Source organism: Polynucleobacter sp. MWH-Berg-3C6 (assembly GCF_018881855.1).
Classification (GTDB): domain Bacteria; phylum Pseudomonadota; class Gammaproteobacteria; order Burkholderiales; family Burkholderiaceae; genus Polynucleobacter.
On sequence record NZ_JACVPN010000005.1, the window covers coordinates 143,961 to 161,456 of the forward strand.

The 17,496-nt window shown below is 46.6% G+C and carries 15 protein-coding genes; 6 read left to right on the forward strand and 9 right to left on the reverse strand.

What is annotated here, in order from left to right; all coding sequences use genetic code 11:
* Window positions 1-98 precede the first annotated feature (98 nt).
* Genes ICN13_RS08865 through ICN13_RS08880 form a run of 4 tightly spaced genes read right to left on the reverse strand, consistent with a single transcriptional unit; the run spans window position 99 to window position 5,699 of the window.
* Window positions 99-1,736: an ABC transporter ATP-binding protein gene (locus tag ICN13_RS08865; RefSeq protein WP_216139995.1), complete on the reverse strand. Its 1,638-nt coding sequence runs from the start codon at window positions 1,734-1,736 to the stop codon at window positions 99-101.
* Window positions 1,733-2,758, reverse strand: a complete 1,026-nt coding sequence (locus tag ICN13_RS08870; RefSeq protein WP_216139996.1) for an ABC transporter permease — start codon at window positions 2,756-2,758, stop codon at window positions 1,733-1,735. The genes ICN13_RS08865 and ICN13_RS08870 overlap by 4 nt, the downstream gene beginning before the upstream one ends.
* Window positions 2,755-3,819 (reverse strand): microcin C ABC transporter permease YejB, encoded by a 1,065-nt coding sequence (locus tag ICN13_RS08875; RefSeq protein ID WP_216140116.1) that lies wholly within the window; start codon window positions 3,817-3,819, stop codon window positions 2,755-2,757. Before ICN13_RS08875 ends, ICN13_RS08870 begins: the two co-directional genes overlap by 4 nt.
* Before the next feature lie 11 nt (window positions 3,820-3,830).
* A complete protein-coding gene (locus ICN13_RS08880) occupies window positions 3,831-5,699 on the reverse strand; it encodes an extracellular solute-binding protein (protein WP_216139997.1) in 1,869 nt (622 codons plus the stop codon).
* A gap of 50 nt (window positions 5,700-5,749) precedes the next feature.
* On the opposite strand from ICN13_RS08880, the gene fabI reads away from it, so the two are divergent.
* The 6 genes from fabI to ICN13_RS08910 are packed head-to-tail and all read left to right on the forward strand — an operon-like array spanning window position 5,750 to window position 12,095.
* Complete coding sequence (gene fabI / locus ICN13_RS08885) at window positions 5,750-6,535, forward strand: enoyl-ACP reductase FabI (protein ID WP_215364785.1); 786 nt, start codon at window positions 5,750-5,752, stop codon at window positions 6,533-6,535.
* Window positions 6,532-7,860, forward strand: coding sequence for a chromate efflux transporter (chrA, locus tag ICN13_RS08890; RefSeq protein WP_216139998.1), 1,329 nt, complete (start codon window positions 6,532-6,534; stop codon window positions 7,858-7,860). Before fabI ends, chrA begins: the two co-directional genes overlap by 4 nt.
* 22 nt (window positions 7,861-7,882) lie before the next feature.
* A complete protein-coding gene (locus tag ICN13_RS08895; RefSeq protein WP_216139999.1) occupies window positions 7,883-8,767 on the forward strand; it encodes a MaoC family dehydratase N-terminal domain-containing protein in 885 nt (294 codons plus the stop codon).
* Window positions 8,768-8,797: 30 nt separating this feature from the next.
* Window positions 8,798-10,174: an MmgE/PrpD family protein gene (locus ICN13_RS08900; RefSeq protein ID WP_216140000.1), complete on the forward strand. Its 1,377-nt coding sequence runs from the start codon at window positions 8,798-8,800 to the stop codon at window positions 10,172-10,174.
* Between the two features lie 15 nt (window positions 10,175-10,189).
* Window positions 10,190-11,035, forward strand: coding sequence for a CoA ester lyase (locus ICN13_RS08905; RefSeq protein WP_216140001.1), 846 nt, complete (start codon window positions 10,190-10,192; stop codon window positions 11,033-11,035).
* A gap of 55 nt (window positions 11,036-11,090) precedes the next feature.
* Window positions 11,091-12,095 (forward strand): Bug family tripartite tricarboxylate transporter substrate binding protein, encoded by a 1,005-nt coding sequence (locus ICN13_RS08910; protein ID WP_370622977.1) that lies wholly within the window; start codon window positions 11,091-11,093, stop codon window positions 12,093-12,095.
* Between the two features lie 81 nt (window positions 12,096-12,176).
* Here ICN13_RS08910 and ICN13_RS08915 read toward each other — a convergent pair whose 3' ends face one another.
* The 5 genes from ICN13_RS08915 to ICN13_RS08935 all read right to left on the reverse strand — a co-directional run bounded on the left by ICN13_RS08915 (window position 12,177) and on the right by ICN13_RS08935 (window position 17,419).
* A complete protein-coding gene (locus ICN13_RS08915) occupies window positions 12,177-12,545 on the reverse strand; it encodes a Rap1a/Tai family immunity protein (RefSeq protein ID WP_216140002.1) in 369 nt (122 codons plus the stop codon).
* Between the two features lie 20 nt (window positions 12,546-12,565).
* Window positions 12,566-13,759 (reverse strand): DUF3300 domain-containing protein, encoded by a 1,194-nt coding sequence (locus ICN13_RS08920; protein WP_216140003.1) that lies wholly within the window; start codon window positions 13,757-13,759, stop codon window positions 12,566-12,568.
* A gap of 74 nt (window positions 13,760-13,833) precedes the next feature.
* Window positions 13,834-14,454: a hypothetical protein gene (locus ICN13_RS08925; protein WP_216140004.1), complete on the reverse strand. Its 621-nt coding sequence runs from the start codon at window positions 14,452-14,454 to the stop codon at window positions 13,834-13,836.
* Entirely contained in the window at window positions 14,454-15,701 is a 1,248-nt protein-coding gene (locus tag ICN13_RS08930; RefSeq protein ID WP_216140005.1) for an exo-alpha-sialidase, read from the reverse strand. Before ICN13_RS08930 ends, ICN13_RS08925 begins: the two co-directional genes overlap by 1 nt.
* The gene (locus ICN13_RS08935) at window positions 15,698-17,419 is read right to left on the reverse strand and encodes a glycosyltransferase family 39 protein (RefSeq protein WP_216140006.1); all 1,722 of its coding nucleotides are present in this window, start codon (window positions 17,417-17,419) and stop codon (window positions 15,698-15,700) included. The genes ICN13_RS08930 and ICN13_RS08935 overlap by 4 nt, the downstream gene beginning before the upstream one ends.
* Between the last annotated feature and the right edge of the window lie 77 nt (window positions 17,420-17,496).

Sequence of the window (17,496 nt, forward strand, 5' to 3'; positions counted from 1 at the left end):
TGACTTTAGTCTTAAGTCTTTGTTTATAAAGATAATTTATCCTTAAATTGGGGCAAATGCACCAATTTAGCCCATTTAAAGGCCATTTTGACACCCTACTACGTCAACTCAGCAGCCGCAAAAAGCTCCTTGGTATACATCTGGCGCGGATGCTTAATCAGAGTTTCGGTATCCCCAAACTCCACTACCTTGCCCTCTTTGAGCACCATCACCTCATGGGACATTGCCCTGATGACAGCCAAATCATGACTGATCATCAAATAGGCTAAGTTGTACTTCTTTTGCAATTCGGTCAGCAAGGCTAGCACTTGTTTTTGTATCGAGACATCCAATGCAGAGGTAGGCTCATCCAGCACCAAAATTTGTGGGCGCAAGATGAGCGCTCTCGCAATCGCAATCCGCTGTCTCTGCCCACCAGAGAACTCATGTGGATAGCGTGTAAGCGCTGATCGATCGAGGCCAACCTCTTTCAAAATATCTACCACGCGATTTTCTCGTTCAGTTGCTGAGAGTTTTGGAAAGTGCACATCCAATCCTTCGGCCACAATCTGCATCACATTCATACGCGGTGAAAGCGATCCAAATGGATCCTGAAAAATGACTTGCAAGCTTGAGCGCATTGCACGACGCTCTACTGGTTTGAGTTTTTGCCAATCATTGCCGAGAACATCCACATCACCACTCACCTGTGCTGCAGAGTCACCCAACAAACCAAGAACCGCCATACCCAAGGTAGTCTTACCAGAACCCGATTCACCAATCACGCCAATGGTTTGACCTTGCTTTAGAGAGAGGCTCACCTTTTTTAATACCTTATGGGGTGGCGCTTTTTTAAACCAAGAGATAGATTCTGAACTTGGATAAGCCACTGATAGCTCTTCTGTCTTCAGGAGTTCTGGTGCTAGCGGCATCACTGGGGCCAAGTCCCGCACCGGCTCACTATTTACCAGCGCCTTGGTATAAGGATCGCTAGGTTGAGTAAAGACTTGTTTGGTTGGGCCCGACTCCATTAAGTTGCCTTGGTTTAATACTGCTACACGCTGGGCAAAGTGCTTTACTAAATTCAGATCATGCGTAATTAACAAGATGCCCATGCCACCCTGATCCTTAGACTCTTCTTGTAGCTCTTTCAGTAAATCCAAAATCTGTAGACGCAGGCTCACGTCTAGCGCAGTGGTCGGCTCATCTGCAATGAGCAAACGTGGCTTACATGCCAACGCCATCGCAATCATGGCGCGCTGTCTTTGACCGCCTGAGAGCTGGTGTGGATAGGAGTGGAAACGGCGCTCAGGCTCTGGAATGCCAGTCTTTTTCAGTAAATCAATCGCTGCATCAATGCAATCTGCTTTAGACATTAAAGGCTGATAGATTTGTACTGCCTCAATGATTTGATTGCCAACTGTAAATAATGGGTTGAGGGCGGTCATCGGCTCCTGAAAGACCATGGCAATTTCTCGACCACGAATTTCACGAATATCTTGAATGGGTAACGAGAGTAAATCGACTGTGCCCTGCCCGTCCTTTTGGTTCCACAGAATCCTTCCAGAAACTTTGGCGCCCTCTGGCTCAAGTCTTAAAGGGGCCAAGGCAGTAAGCGTCTTACCAGAGCCCGATTCACCTACTAATGCAACTCTCTCGCCAATGCCAATTTCTAAATCAAGATGGTTAACAGCAAACTTTTCACGGCGCCCCGCTCCAAATGAGATGGAGAAATCTTCATAGCGTAGCAAGCTCATGAACGACCTCCATTCATGGCGCCAGATTTACGAGAATCAAACGCATCACGTAAAGCTTCGCCCATAAAAGTGAGCAAGAGCAAAGTAGCTACTAAGACCACAAAGGTCGATAGTGAAATCCACCAGGCATCCAAGTTGCCCTTACCCTGAGAGAGAAGCTCGCCCAGGCTTGGGGTGCCAGGAGGCACACCAAGACCCAAGAAGTCCAAACTCGTCAGCGACAAAATCGCTGCGCTCATGCGAAACGGTAAAAAGGTGATTACTGGAGTCAAACTGTTGGGCAGAATATGACGCCACATGATTTGCACATTGGTTAATCCTAGTGCTCGCGCTGCACGGACGTACTCCAAGGCGCGATTGCGAAAAAATTCTGCACGTACGTAATCCGATAAGCCCATCCATCCAAAAGCTGCCAAGAGGATGATCAAGAGAGAAACGCTGGGATTAAAGATCGAAGCAAAAATAATCAATAGATATAACTCTGGCATTGCTGACCAAATCTCTATTAGCCTTTGTGAAACCAAATCGAATTTACCGCCAAAGAATCCCATGAGAGATCCTGTGATGATGCCCACCGTCACACCTACGATAGTGAGAGCCAAACCAAACAAAATGGATAAGCGGAAACCATAAATCAGACGTGCCAAGACATCGCGCCCACGATCATCAGTGCCTAACCAGTTTTCCCAGGAGGGTGGTGCAGGATTGGGAACTTGAGAGAAGTAATTGAGAGTCTCGTAGCTATAGTGAACCGGCGGATAGATTGCCCAATTACCATTGCTCGTAATGTTGTGACGAATATCGGGATCCAAGAAGTCTGTTGGAGTTGAGAAGTCCCCACCAAATATAGTTTCTGCGTGGTTCTTAGCAATCGGAAAATAAAATTGTCCGTCGTAGCGCACAACTAAAGGCTTGTCATTCGCAATCAGCTCGGCGCACATCGATAAGCCAAACAGGACCATGAAGATCCAAAGACTCGCGTAACCCACTCGACTGTGCTTGAAGCGCTGCCAACGACTCATGAGCCACCTCCAGCACCAAACTGAATACGAGGATCAATATAAACGTAGCAAAGATCCGAAATGAGTTTGGTAAACAAGCCAATCAAAGTAAACAAATATAAGGTGCCAAATACTACTGGGTAATCCCTGCGCATTACAGACTCATAGGAGAGTAAACCGAGTCCATCCAATGAAAAGAGCGTCTCAATCAAGAGCGAACCCGTAAAGAATGCGCCAATAAATGCCGCAGGAAAGCCAGTCACAAGTGGCAATAGCGCATTTCGGAATACATGCTTCCACAGAACTTGTTTTTCAGTGAGCCCCTTTGCTCTCGCGGTCAACACATACTGCTTACGAATCTCTTCTAAGAAAGAGTTCTTAGTTAGCATAGTGATGACGGCAAAACTACCTAGCACAGAGGCAGTAATGGGCAGAACCAAATGCCACAAATAGTCCATTACCTTGCCGATCAAACTCAAATCACTCCAATTGTCTGAAGTTAATCCTCGCAGAGGAAATATTTGCAAGAAGCTACCACCACCAAAGATGACCAGCAACAAAACCCCTAAGACAAATCCCGGAATGGCGTAACCCACCAAAATGATGCTGCTTGTCACAGTATCAAAACGAGAGCCATCACGCACCGCTTTTGCAATGCCTAGCGGAATCGAAACCAAATACGTAATGAAGAAAGTCCATAAACCAATACTGATGGATACCGGAAGTTTTGAGACCACCAATCCCCAGACGCTTTGATGTTGGTAATAGCTTTGACCTAAATCGAAGCGAGCAAAGCGTCCTAGCATCATGAAGTAACGCTCTAAAGGTGGCTTATCAAATCCGTACAGTGCTTTCACTTCCTCTAAACGTTGTGCATCTATACCTTGACGGCCACGATAAGTAGCACCAGCCCCAGAAGATTCGGAACCACCTACTGCAGCATCCCCTTTGCCCTTGAGCTCCAACACCATTTGCTCGACTGGGCCACCCGGCACAAACTGCACTACCGCAAAGGTCAGGGTCAATACACCCAATAGGGTTGGGATCATGAGCAGCAAGCGTTTAAAAATATAGGTGCGCATTTGTGCTTGCATTATTTAGCCTCTTCTTTCCACCAGTTTTGCATAATCCAAGGCTCAGCTTGGTAGTACAAAGGTGGCTCTGGATAACGCATCTCTTTACGGAAGGCTACACGATGGGTTGGGTTGTACCACTGAGGAATAACGTAATAGCTATTCCAGAGAACACGATCCAGTGCCCTACAAGCAGCGCGTAACTCTTCTCGATTTTGAGCTTTAGTAATTTCTTCCACTAAAGCATCGACAACAGGAGACCGGATGCCGATGATGTTGTCTGAGCCCTTTTCCTTAGCAGCCTGACTACCGAATCGATCCCACAATTCATTACCTGGATTTTGTGAGTCTGGAAAACGCGTTGTCGTCATGTCAAAGTCGTATTCATCCATGCGCTTTTGATACAAAGCAAAATCACTCGTACGAATATCTAGCTTGATACCTAACTTTTCTAAGTTACGACTGTAAGCGGAAATCACTCTCAGAAAGAATCCGCCGTTTTCTACCATCTCCATCCGGAAAGGCTCGCCCCTTTCATTTCGCAGCGCGCCATCACGGTACTGCCAACCCGCATGCATTAATAGTTCGCGGGCTTTCTTGAGATTCTGACGTAGGCTATCCGGCGACTTGGTTGAAGGCGGCGGCGGCATAGGACCAAAGACTGCATCAGGTACCCATTGCGGATATTTAGCCTTAAGGGGTCTCAGTAGTTTCAACTCAGCTTCTGTAGGTTTGCGTGGGCCATCAAAGTTAGCACTCAGATCACTATTAGTGAAGTAGCTATTAATACGGCCATATTGATCAAAAAATATTTGGCGATTGAGCCATTCGAAATCCAAAGCCAAACCCAATGCTTGACGAACACGCGGATCCTGAAAAATCGGTTTGCGCACATTCATGGCAAAACCTTGCATACCAGCACCGTTGTGATTGATGAAGGCTTTTCTTAAAAGCGTTCCATTATCAAACTTAGAACCTACGTAACCCTTCGCCCAAATCTTGGCACGGTACTCCACAATCGCATCAAACTCCCCCGCTTTAAATGCTTCGAGGCGAACTGCATCATCGCTATACAGTTTGTAGAGCACACGATCAAAGTTATAAAAACCTACCCGCACATTCAGTGGCTTACTTAATTGGTCGGCCCAGTATTGGGGGTTACGCTTGTAGACAATCGACTTACCAGCTTTAAAAGACTCAATCAGGTAGGGACCGCTACCAACCGGGGCTTCAAAGGCAATCTTCTCAAACGGAACGATGGTGCCGTCAGGCTTCTTTCCCCAGTTACGAGAAAAGATTGGGAGCGTTCCTGCCAAGATCGGTAGTTCAGCATTATTGTTTTTGAAATCAAAACGCACTACTCGATCAGAAAGTACAACAGCTTCTTTAATATCTGCAAAGGTAGTTTTGTAACGTGGATGTGCTTTACCACTCATCAAAACATCAAAACTGTGTTTGACATCAGCTGCTAATACCGGGGTGCCATCCGAAAACTTGGCTTCTGGACGTATGCGAAACGTTACCGACTTATGGTCTGGGGCAACTGCGATATCTTCAGCAAGCAAACCATAAATACTAGAGACCTCATCCGCACTTCCTTCAGCCAAAGATTCAAACATCAAATCAATACCGGGAGCAGTGACACCTCGGAGCGTAAATGGATTGAACTTATCAAAACTCGTTCTTTGGCCTGGATTAGGCAAAGTCAGGGTACCGCCCCTGGGAGCATTCGGGTTCACATAATCAAAATGGGCAAATCCATCCGCATATTTCGGTTTACCGTACTGGGAAATTCCCTGGGCTGACTGCGCTGTATTGGCCCCAAGCCCTACTAGCGTGGCTAGTAGCAAGAAATGGGCAAGTTGGCGAATGGGGTTTAGGGTGGGCATATATGCAACAATTGTAGATAGCTAATCATATTTGAAGCAAAGGACACAACATGGGCTTTCTCTCCGGCAAAAAAATCCTCATTACCGGCCTTCTCTCTAACCGCTCTATAGCCTATGGTATCGCCAAGGCATGCCACCGTGAAGGCGCAGAATTGGCCTTTACCTACGTAGGTGAGCGCTTTAAGGACCGGATTGTCGATTTCGCAAAAGAATTCAATACCGAACTCATTTTTGACTGTGATGTCGGTAGCGACGAGCAAATTTCAGCCCTCTTTAAGGATTTAGCCAAATCTTGGCCTCAATTTGATGGCTTTGTTCATGCGATTGGTTTTGCCCCAAGAGAAGCGATTGCTGGCGACTTCTTAGAAGGCCTCTCTCGTGAGGGCTTCAAAATTGCACACGATATCTCTGCATATAGTTTTCCAGCAATGGCAAAAGAAGCATTGCCGATGTTGCGTGATAAATCCTCATTACTCACATTGACTTATTTAGGCTCAATGAAGAATGTTCCAAACTACAACACCATGGGTTTGGCAAAAGCTTCCCTGGAAGCATCTGTGCGCTACCTCGCTGGATCAGTTGGCCCTAAAGGTATTCGTGCGAACGGCATCTCTGCTGGCCCGATTAAAACTTTAGCCGCTTCTGGCATCAAAGGCTTTGGCAAAATTTTAGAAGCTGTAGAGCAAACTGCTCCTCTGCGCCGCAACGTGACGATTGATGACGTTGGTAATACTGCTGCGTTCTTGTTATCCGATTTAGCCAACGGCATTACCGCTGAAATCATTTACGTCGATAACGGCTTTAGCCAAGTCATTGGCGGAATGGAAGACGCTTGAGCGTTCCACTCAGTGAGGCCCTGAAGTTTTGGGCCAAACTCGGCTTTATTAGTTTTGGTGGGCCAGCGGGACAAATCGCTGTCCTGCACCAAGAGTTAGTTGAGAAGCGTCGCTGGATTTCTGAGCGGCGCTTTTTACATGCGCTCAACTATTGCATGCTCCTGCCTGGACCCGAAGCCCAACAGCTAGTTACCTATATCGGCTGGCTGATGCATCGTAGCTGGGGTGGCGTTCTGGCGGGCGCCCTCTTTGTCTTGCCGTCACTGTTTATTTTGATTGCGCTATCGTGGATTTACATTACTTTCGGACAAGTGCCTTGGATCGCCGCAATCTTCTTTGGCATTAAGCCTGCAGTAGTTGCCATTGTTTTGCATGCCGCTGTACGCATTGGTAAACGCACCCTTCACAACCAAGCATTAAAGTGGATTGCGCTAGCTTCTTTTTTAGCCATCTTCATTTTAAATTTAGCCTTTCCGATAATTGTCTTAATTGCCGCAGCAATTGGTTACTGGGGAGGCAAGCGCTATCCCGAATATTTTCAGCAAACAGGTTCACACGGCAATTCCAAAGCGAGCAATTACGGTAGCGCCATCATTGATGACAATAGTCCCACTCCTATACATGCTCAATTTAATCTTCAGAAGACGATTAAACATAGTGCGATTGCATTGAGCTTTTGGCTATTGCCAATTGCAGGATTGATTGCAATCTTTGGTTGGAAAACACTCTATCCTCAAATTGCTTGGTTCTTTACTAAGGCCGCCCTCCTGACTTTTGGTGGAGCTTATGCTGTACTGCCTTATGTCTATCAAGGTGCCGTAGATCATTTTCATTGGCTCAGCGCCAATCAAATGATTGATGGTTTAGCGCTTGGAGAAACTACGCCTGGACCACTCATCATGGTGGTTGCCTTTGTTGGGTACTTAGCGGGCCATATCCAACATTTGATTGGTAATAGCAGTCCATTTTGGTTTGGCGTACTTGGCGCTTGCGTTGCCACTTGGTTTACTTTTTTGCCATCCTTCTTTTTTATCCTGGTGGGTGGGCCACTCATTGAATCTACTCATGGCAAGCTTGGGTTTACTGCACCCCTCACAGCGATCACTGCTGCAGTCGTTGGCGTCATCGCCAATTTAGGACTCTTCTTTGCCTATCACGTGTTTTTACCAAGCGGCTTAGGATCTTCAGTCTCTTGGATTTCAATCGTAATCTGCATATTGGCTGGCTTGGCACTCTTTAAATACCAAAAAGGGGTAATTACGGTGCTGGGAGGGTCTGCATTTGCTGGACTTCTTGCCTATCTGGCAGCGGTCTTAATGGGCTAAGCTTTTCCCCAAGGTTGGCATAATGGAAGTTATGCGAATCGAACCTCAAACCATCACCCACTTACAAGAATGGCTTGGTAAAACCGAGTCTTTTCAGGATGCCGTTACGGCTGCCCCCATCCGCGCCTTATCGGCAACCTTAAATCGCGATGATCCAGCGCCCAGCAAAGGCACTTTCCTTCCTGAACTCTGGCACTGGCTCTATTTTTTACCCCATGCACCTCAATCTGAAATTGGTCCTGATGGTCACCCTAAGCGTGGTGGATTTCTTCCGCCTGTTCCTCTGCCGCGTCGTATGTGGGCAGGTAGTCGTATTCAATGGCTGGCACCGCTATCCGTTGGCGATGAGATTGAACGCGTTTCGAAAATTGAATCTGTTACGCATAAAGCAGGTCGCACTGGCGATTTGATTTTTGTATTGGTTAAACATGAGATCTCCAATCAAAATGGTCTTGCGATTATTGAAGAGCATGACATTGTCTATCGTGATGCGCCAGGACCGGATGACAAACCAGTTGCTCCTACTCCTGCCCCAACCGATGCGAAGTGGACAAAAACGATTACACCTGATGATGTCCTGCTCTTTCGCTACTCTGCACTCACTTTTAACGGCCACCGCATTCACTACGATCGCAAATACGTTACTGAGGTAGAAGGTTATCCAGGATTGATTGTGCATGGTCCTTTGATTGCCACCCTGCTAGTAGATTTAGTTCGTCAAAGTATTCCTGGTTGCAAGCTCAAGAGTTTTGAGTTCCGTGCAATTCGCCCAACCTTTGACATCAATATCTTTAAAGTGTCTGCTAAACCGGATTTAGAAAAAGATCCAAGCGGTAAAACAATTGCGATTTGGGCACAAGATCATGAAGGCTGGCTCACCATGCAAGCTACCGCTGTTTTGGCTTAATGCACTAGCCCCAACTAAAAGGATATTTTTATGAGCACAGAACACTTATCGCTTGAACTTGCTAGCTTTGCTGCCAATTTAAAGGCGAGCGACATTCCAAGCGACGTGATGAGCCGTGCCGAAGATTTGTTGGTAGATTGGTTTGGCTCTGCAATCGCTGGCAAAGGCTCGCGTCCTGTTGAAACCATTACCCAATTTGCGCAAACCATGGGTGGTTTTGATAGCACCCATTCTGGCCCCTCAGAAATTCTAATCTCCCGTAAAACTTCGAGCCCCTTTTTAGCAGCAATGGCTAATGCAGCCGCCTCTCATGTGGCTGAGCAAGATGATGTGCATAACGGTTCCGTATTTCATCCAGCCACCGTAGCATTTCCACCTGCTTTAGCTTGTGCACAAGCAATCGGCGCCTCTGGCGAAGAACTTTTAGTGGCATCAGTAGCGGGATACGAAGTTGGTATTCGGGTTGGTGAATTTTTGGGTCGTTCCCATTACAAAGTTTTCCATACCACCGGTACTGCAGGCACGATTGCCGCTGCAGCCGCTGTTGGTCGACTGTTAAAACTGTCACCCGCACAAATGTTGCATGCCTTTGGTTCGGCTGGCACGCAATCTGCCGGACTTTGGGAATTTTTGCGCGATGCCGCGGACTCCAAACAATTGCATACAGCCCATGCTGCGGCAACCGGCCTAATGTCAGCATACATTGCCCAAGCAGGGTTTACTGGCGCTGAGCATATTCTTGAAGGCAAGCAAGGTTTAGCCGCTGGCATGTCCAGTGATGCAGCTCCAAGCAAACTGGTTGATCGATTGGGCACTCGTTGGGCTTTAGCAGAAACCAGTTTTAAGTTTCATGCTTCCTGTCGCCACACCCACCCAGCTGCAGATGCGCTATTGCAAGTGATGTTAGCTAACAAACTCAAACCTAGTGATATTGCCAAAGTAGAAACCTTAGTGCATCAAGGTGCGATTGATGTGTTGGGCCCTGTAACAAATCCTGCCACTGTGCATCAATCCAAATTTTCGATGGGCACTGTTCTTGCACTGGTTGCCCACTATCAATTTGCCGGCCTTCAAGAATTTGATGAGCACTTTAAGGATGATGCCATCTGCTTATTCCGTGATCGCGTGACCATGACTCTGGATCCTGAAGTCGATGGCGCCTACCCACAGCGCTGGATTGGTAAAGTCAAAGTGCATCTCAATAACGGACAAATTTTGGATGGGCGTGTTGATGAGCCCAAAGGCGACCCTGGAAATACCTTAAGTCGTGCTGAGATTACCGACAAGGCAATGCGCCTTGCTGCTTTTAGCAAAGGTGCAAGCCCTGCAGAGATGAGTAAAGCAATTGATTTCTTGTGGAATATCCGCAAACAGGCCAAGATAGGCACTCTACTTCCTAGTAATTAATCCACTACACCCCCTATGAACCCACTTGATACACCTCTCGGTTTTTGCAGTAACTTTTTATTTGTACCTGGCACTCGCCCCGAGCGTTTTGCAAAAGCACTAGATAGCGGTGCTGGTGGAGTCATCATTGATTTGGAAGATGCTGTTGCAGCGGAAGATAAAGACATGGCTCGTAATGCGATTCGGGCAGCTTGGCCTAGCTTTACTGCTGAACAAAAAAAGTGTTTAGTGATTCGCAGCAATTCTCCAGGCAGCAAGTTTTACTCCGCTGATTTAATTTTGGCGCAAGAGCTTGATGTTGCTTGTTTATTGATTCCAAAGAGTGAGTCTGTTGATGAGATGAATGGTGCTGCACTGGTTTTACCAAATACTGCTCTGATTCCCATGATTGAAACCGCCATTGGTTTAGATCATCTTCGCGAAATAGCGAACTCCAATCAAGTGATTCGTCTTGCGTTAGGTAATCTAGATTTACAAGCAGACCTTGGCATGGTGTGTGATCCACAAGAAACTGAATTACAAACTGCGCGCTATCAAATCGTCTTGGCATCACGAGTAGCTCAGATTGCCCCTCCTATTGATGGGGTTACGCCATCCACAGATGATGTAGTCCGAATTCAAGATGATGCTGAGCGTGCTAAGCGGATGGGCTTTGGTGGAAAACTCTGTATCCATCCAAAGCAAGTGGGTATTGTGAAGGCTGCCTTTATGCCCTCAGAGGCAGAGCTTGCCTGGGCAAAGCGGGTAATAGAGGCCGATGCAGCCTCAAAAGGCGGTGCGGTCAAGCTCGATGGACGCATGATTGATCGCCCAGTAGTGTTGCTAGCGCAAAGAACGATTGCGATTGCTGGTAAACACTAGGTAACAACCCTGCCCAAAAAGCTAAAAAACTGGCAGAATTAGCCTGCATAACAACATGATGGAGACCAAATTGAAGATCAAGAATTTTGTATTTTCAGGAATTACTGCAGCACTAACTGCTGGCGCACTTTTGAGCGGCAATGCTCTTGCGCAAAAAGACTGGCCAACCAAGTCAATTAATCTAATCGTGCCATTTGCCGCTGGTGGACCGACAGACTCTATCGCACGCCTCATTGCAGTACCAATGGGTCAAGCATTAGGTCAAACAGTAGTGGTAGAGAACGTTCCAGGCGCAGGCGGCACTATTGCCTCTACTAAGGTAGCTCGTGCAGCCCCAGACGGATACACCATTTACATTCACCACATGGGCATGGCTACTGCGAATGCTTTGTATGACAAGCTCCCATACGATCCAATGACTAGCTTTGAATATGTTGGCCAAGTAGCTGACGTTCCAATGGTGCTCTTAGGTAAGAAAGATTTACCAGCAAACAACTTTAAAGAATTAGAGGCCTATATCAAAGCCAATGGATCAAAAGTCACAATGGCGAATGCTGGTCCAGGTGCTGTGTCACAACTTTGCGGCCTGCTCTTCCAAAGCCGCATGGGTGTAAAGCTCACTAATATTCCTTACAAAGGAACTGGCCCTGCCCTCACCGACTTATTAGGCGGTCAAGTTGATCTGCTTTGCGATCAAACCACTCAAACCATTCCTTATATCAAGGATGGTCGCGTCAAGGCTTTTGGTACGACTACTTTAAAACGCTTGCCAGCGATTCCGAATGTGCCAACTTTGAATGAGCAAGGACTCAAAGGTTTTGAAGTGAAAGTTTGGCATGGTGTCTACACGCCAAAAGGTGTTCCACAGCCTATCTTGGATAAGCTCAATGCCGCTCTGAAGAAGGCACTCAATAGTCCTGACGTGAAGAAGCGTTTAGAGGATGCCAACATTGACATCGTTCCAGCGAGCAAGGTTTCTGCCAAAGGATTAAAAGATCATTTGGATGCTGAAATCAACGTTTGGGGTCCAGTCATTCGTAAAGCGAATATCCCAGACTAAGCTTTATTGATTTAGATCTGTGTCAAATAAAAAACCAGCTCCGGCTGGTTTTTTATTGTCTACTTAGCACTTTCTGACCACTTATTTGCAGGGATAATTCTGCATAAAGAATCGCATCAAGGTTTGAGCAGCGCTCTCTTGGTTGAATTGAGGGTTTGCCACATTCCATGCCAGAAATTTTTGCAAGATTTCGTTGCGAGTTTCGCTTTTGTTTGAAAAGCAAATAGATCGCTTTGCATTTGAGCTGCGATTTACTAAATAGGATTGGTATACACCTTCGCCAAAGCCAAAACAAAAAATGCGACCTTGCTCATCATTTGGATTTTTACAGAGCTCCACAAATGCGGCAGTGCTCGCATCATTTGCCGGGAGATCCTTTTGCGCATATGCACTATGACTAAAGCAAATAATGGATGTAATCAGCGCGAGTAAAGCTGGCAATATTTTCATGGTTCTATTCTCTTGAAAAGTTAACGTCTAAATCCACCCATGTGGCCACCGCCAAAGCCGCCGTAACGACCACCTCCCCCGCCAAATCCGCGGGAACTCTCTTGCCCCCCAAAACCACGTGAGCGATCTTGCCCTGCATCAAAGCGGGCTTGATCTCGCATAGCGTTCTCTTGGGCAGCTTCACGATAAACATTTGGATTAGCTCTATCCATTTGGGCATCATTACGTGCCTCTTGGTTTAGGCGCGACACTTGATCTCTCTCTTGAGGGCTAGCATCTTTTTGAAAGGCGTTATTGGCACGTTGAGCATCTGTGCGAGCAGCCTGCCTCTCCTGTGGAGTGGCATTATTTTTCCAGTCATTCAGTAAACGCTGCTGGTTGGCAATGCTAGCGGGACCAATAATAGCTCGAGAAGGTGTGCGTCCAGATGCATTGATGGTCGTAGAATTAATCGTGCCATTAGACCAATTGGGATAAGTCCAAAAATCATCGCCAATTGCAAAACCTAAACCAAAGGCCATCATTCCCCAAGCGGGGTCATAAGCGGGATACGGCGGGTAATCAGGGTATGGCCATGGTCCATAAACTACCGTAGGGTTGTAGCTGGGGATATAGACCACCTTGGTATTGGCTGGGGCAATCAAGATATTGCCGCTTGTATCTGTAGTGACAGTAATTTCCTTATTAGACTTTAGAGTACCAGCATTCATAGCCTTTTTTCTTAAGACTTGTACTGCCTGCATAGTGTCAGCGGCCTGAAGTTTATAAGCATTGCCAAGATTTTGAGTCCACTGCAATTTGCTACCTAACATATTGAATGCTTGTGGAAACGATATGAGAGACTTCACGCTATCGTTCCATGATTGCGCCTTCAGTGCATTTTGTAATGCGTCACCCTTCAGGGAGGCATTACTGTTCCGCCAGTTATAAGCTTCTGCAACTTCTAACGGATAAGTCGAGGCTAGCAACATGAGCGAGAGCAAGGAGTCTGGATAAAGTGCTATTGGAGAAACCAATGACTGCAATTGTGCTGACGAAATCGTTTGTGGGGCTGCGTTATAACTCGGATCCTGTATGTAATATCCACTTTGCTGATAAGGGTCAGGATTCATGACACAGCCATTCAGGAGAGATCCGCAAGCGATCATCACTAGCGCATGCAATCCACCCTTTTTATTCCATGCGGAAATACTTATTTGACTTACCTGTCTCATGTTTGCCTCAGCAGTGATCTATACAAATAGCTTAGTAGATTCGCTATCGTTTACCCATATTTTTTTGAATATTATTAACCCGGCCTAAATAAATAGCCGGAACGTGCCTTATCTCTACGCCTTCTGTAAAGCGCCACGATAAATCCAGCCAAAGCCCAAATTGCCAGGAATGGATCCAATAAGTAATCCCAAAGATTGGTTGACTCATGCCAGTGCGCTGCCCAAGCCAGAATCGCGATAGCAATAATCCACACGCCCTTACTCCAATTTGCAAGTCCACACACTAGGGCAAAGAACAAGACTGCGATAAAGAATGCAATCGAGCCATAGCCCCACGCGTAAGGATCTATCATGCCTAGACCTAAGGCGAGTGGATAAAAACAAATTGCTATGAGTGCGATAGCAAACTTAAACGCCAAGGGAGCTGGCTTACCGGTCAATAGCAATGAAGCCCATAGTAAGAGCATTGTGACAACACTCAGATCACCTACAACACCACGTACATAGGCAGCAAGAGGCAGCTCCATACCTAAGCCCAATGGCCAGAAAAAGAGATTGCCAATCAAGAGTATTAACAATACTTTGGCAATGAGCGGAAATTCTTGCGAGGATGTTTTTTGTAACAGCAAAATAATCACAGCTGCACAAGTGATGGACATCTCAATCAGAGCAAAGATTTGCATCAAGTGGTTCATTATTTGGCCTCCTGCGAAGCGGTATCGGTTTGCGCGTTAGGGAGCTGACTCTGAGTACGCTTTAACCAAGCGCCAGAAAAATATCGATGACGAATCTTCTTGCGATCCCAGGTATAAACCAAATGGGCATCATTGCCATCAACGCTAATCAGGTAGGGATAAGAAAACTCTTTACGCTGACCGTCTGGTAATGCTTCATCATTTTCTATTACATCAACTACCTGCCACTGGTCTGATTTCGCTTCGGCCATCAACAACACCAAGCGATATCGGCCTGCTTCAATATTATTGAGTACCAAAATACGAGCACCGCTATTGAGCTGAAGTCCCGCAACTGCAGAATTGGGGTTAGCGATTGGCAAATCTGCAGTTGATTGCCATGATTGGCCTGCATTTTGAGTATGACTAGCAATCACTTGTTTTGGGAGTCCTGCACTTCTTGCCTGCCGGAAGTACGCAGTCGCATCTTTAGCATCGTTTACAAACATCAGCGGCTGAATAGCGCTTCGCCCAGAACTCATGCGACGCTTATCAATCACCTGTCCTGCGTCGACTCTTAAAAACTCACCATAACGCCCAATCCATTCGTGGTAGGCGGGCAGACCAAGACGACCGTCAGCGAAGGTTACCGCCGGAGACTTCACTAAAGTACTGATGTTAATCAGAGGCGAACTAACCAGGCGTTGCGGATTGCTCCAAGTCAAACCTTCATCATCCGAAATAACACTAGAGATAGAGCTGCCGGCCCAACCGCCAATCGAGACCGTGACAAAGAATAATTGCAAGCGGCCATCTGCCATTCTGGCGGGAACCGGATTACCCAATTTAGCGATGTAGCGTGCTAACCCTTTTTCAGCACTTACCCGATCCATCACAACTGTTGGCGCACTCCAACTGGATGACTTAGGGTCGAAGACAGCGCTATTAATCACAACGTCCGCAGCACCTTCGCGGCTTCCCGCAAACCAAAAAGCCCGAATCGCGCCATCATTTAACGCAATCAGAGATGCAGCATGCACTGATGGAGCGCCCGTTTCTGGCAACCACGCACTAATAGGGCTCGCAATGATTGCCTTACTTGGAGTATTGTGGTTTTTAGATTTTGGGGTTGGGACTACCTCTAACTCCTCTTCCACTGGAGTAGCTATCTGTGTTGCAAATGGCGCCCACGCTGGACGACTATCAATATGCAAGAAGCCGAGTACTGCAGCCAGCAATAAAAAACAGAGGGCAATAACACGACTCATCTACAAACATCCTTAACATTAGAAAGATCGGGGGCGATCACGGGTGTTACAACGAGATACTCATTTACAAAAAGATACTTTCCAATCTGGCCTTGTAACATCTGCCTGATTTCTTCATCAGAGTGGCGTGCACGCATCTCCATTCTCTGTCCAACAATCTGACAAGAGTCGCATAGCTCTGGCTTAGCTCCCAATGGTGTATGGACTGCCACGATAGGATATGAACTTGTTAGTTTGCTTACTTCAGCAGCATCTTTAGCCAAATAGCCATGGAGCCTGGCTCCAGGCAACAACAATCGGTACTCCTCATCTTTGGCACGATAGTCGCACGGTATCCAAACATCCTTACCTTGAACTTGCGTAATCGTTTCAACTGAATAACGACCTAGCTTGCCCTCTAAAGGGGAAAGACTGCTGGTGAGTGCGCAGTAGGTCAGAAAACATCCTGCCAATGCCAGTGTCTTCGCATGATTGGATCTGATTAAGCCCATCAGTACAGCGATGAAGCTAACAGCCATCAAGATCCAATGGCAGTAGGCATAAATCCATGCGCCGGCTGTTCCCATAAAACCAGAGAACTGTAGATTAGCTCCTATCCATAAAAGCAGCGCGAGAACGATTCCCTGAAGAATTAAGGCAATTCGAAAGCCCCATAAAGGCAAGCGCTCCCAATGCAGCGCAATCAAGGCAGCAAATGCGGGCATCACTGGCAATAAATAGCGGCCAGAACGCTGGCTAGGCAAAGCAAACACAATCAGAAACGCAAGTATCAAGAGTAATAGCAGCACTTCTTCCAGATTCAGGAAGCGACGACCACGCCAGCATTGCCATAAAGTAGAAATCAATACAAACGTAAATAGGCCTGCATTGGCTAGTGTAGTTAAGAGTAAAAGCCAAATACTGTCGCCACCACGCAGTAGATCTAGAAAATAATTCGAGTTCCGGGCAGCAAACTTTCCTGCATTCTCACCGAGTACAAATTCTTTCCAAACAGCATCTGGGTTTGGATCCACAAGGAACCACAAAGCAAAGACAGCTAAAGCCAAAACCCCAGCGATCAAGATCTTATAGAGATCCTGAATTAGTGTTTTTGGAATACTCCACTCCCGCCAGCGCCAGTAGTAGAGGCCTAGAGCGAATGTCGCTGGAGCAATGTAAGCAAACGATTTAGCAAAGAGTGCGAGCCCAAAACAGATGCCAGCCGATATTGGAAAAAAGAACTTGGATTCAAAGGCAGACTTACCCCAATATAGAAGTGCCATAAATGGCAAGCTAATCCAAAAGACCTCTGGTGGATCAGCTAAAAATGGGCGGCCATACCGATAGCTTGCAAAGAAAGAAAGCCAAACTAAAGCCGCCAATAAACCGGTTTGGGTTTTGCCACTAAATCGAAGTACTGCTAAAAATAAGAAAAAAGCAGTTAATCCCGTGTAGAGAACGCTGGGCCAACGCAAGTTCAGCAAAGACCATTCGCTTGCCCAATAAGTACTGGCTATACCTTGCCAAAAAATTAGGGGTGGCTTGGTATTTTTAATGCCGTCCATCTCAGACTGCAAAGGGAGCCAATTTCCAGCATCGGCCGTCATCCGCACAATATGCATATAGGGATATTCATCACCGTTTTTAGGGGCAAATCGACTATCTAAGCCATAAAGATAGGTAAATACACCTAAAAGTAGGATTAAGACGGCGGAACGGTAAGAAAATGAACCTCGCATTCCTATAGTTTATAGGGCTTGCAAGAATGTCGGAGAAAATGGACTTGCTCTACTTTTTCACATGAGCTTATGAAAAA